This is a genomic window from Pseudomonas sp. GD03903, assembly GCF_029840045.1.
GTDB classification, from domain to species: Bacteria; Pseudomonadota; Gammaproteobacteria; order Pseudomonadales; family Pseudomonadaceae; genus Pseudomonas; species Pseudomonas pseudonitroreducens.
In genome coordinates this window covers 1-868 of the sequence record NZ_JAOCBT010000064.1, presented here as the reverse complement: position 1 = coordinate 868, position 868 = coordinate 1, and the positions used below count along the sequence as shown (strand labels likewise).

At 58.9% G+C, this 868-nt stretch carries 1 protein-coding gene; it reads right to left on the bottom strand.

What is annotated here, in order from left to right:
- Window positions 1–868: hypothetical protein (locus N5C91_RS31815; protein ID WP_279834514.1), on the bottom strand; the 868-nt coding region annotated here is incomplete at both ends.

Here is an 868-nt window from a genome sequence, read left to right as displayed (position 1 = left end):
TTCGGCGTTGTGCAGGCTGACATAGCTGTCGCTTTCGCCGTAGTAGGTGTCCGAGAGGCCGGCGATATCCACCATCGGCACGACATGGCCGAGCACGTCGACGTGGGCCGCAAAGGCCTGTGCTTCCGCCGAGACAGCTGTCGGCTCCACACCCGGAACCTCCGTGTGTTGCGCTTCCTGTAGTTGCGCGCCGCCACTCTGACCAGCTTCCTGAGCAGCAATACCGGCTGCGCTGTCCGTGCTGGCGTTTTGCGGCTGCTCCTGGATCGGTGCGGTCGCTTGCCCATGTTCGCTGATGTGAGACGTAACGGCCGCCTCGGCAGAATCAGTACCCGCCTCTGCATGGGATTGCTGCAGGCCCCGACTCGACTGCAATGGTGTCGACCACTCGACGTAGTCTAAGCCGACACCGTTAACGTCAGTCGTGGTCACCTCAATATAAGATATCAATTTGCCATTATCAGCAGTGTAACCGTAATTAAGGTACGGCCACCTGATTACGGCCCCCGTTTTGTAGAGCAGATTGCCACTGGCATCGTAGAAGCAGATCGAGGTGGTGGGGGCGTCGTCGACCCCTCCTACCATGAGGCTTGCAGTCTTGGCACCGTTACCCGGCAACGTGAACCTCACCGTGCCGCTCCGCAGGGCAACAACGTTGCCATTGGCACGACCCGATGCGTCAATGGGTGTGCCGGTCTGTTGGCTGTCAAAGGTCTCCCACGCCTGAACCTTTTGCAGGTTCGAACCGTTGATGACCAAACCGGACTCCAACGTTCCGTTGCCGCCATTCCAACTTTCGAACTCCTCAACGCCAGTGCTACCCGGTAGAGGGACAAAGACCGTGAAGTCGAACTCGTTCGACTTCACG